1 protein-coding gene is annotated in these 212 nt (G+C 60.4%); it reads right to left on the minus strand.

The annotated features are described in order from the left end of the window. Nucleotides 1–212: Cna B-type domain-containing protein (locus tag DKT72_RS19025; protein WP_162623382.1), on the minus strand; the 212-nt coding region annotated here is incomplete at both ends.

A 212-nucleotide genomic window follows, 5' to 3' on the forward strand; every position in this document is an offset into this window, starting at 1 on the left:
GTGCCCCTCAGGGCCGGCAGGCACCGTGAACTCGTGAGTCCAGTTGCCGGCGGCATTCAGAGTTGCTGAACCGTTGGCATAATCCTCGCCGTCCTGCTTGAGCTGGACCTGCACGGAATCATTCGCGTGATTCTCGTTGTCGTCGGACCAAGTCTTCGTCACCGTAATCTTGGAGACCGGAAGGGTGATGGTCGGCTTCTGCGGGTAGGCGG

It is taken from the genome of Confluentibacter sediminis, from assembly GCF_003258355.1.
Lineage (GTDB): Bacteria > Bacteroidota > Bacteroidia > Flavobacteriales > Flavobacteriaceae > Confluentibacter > Confluentibacter sediminis.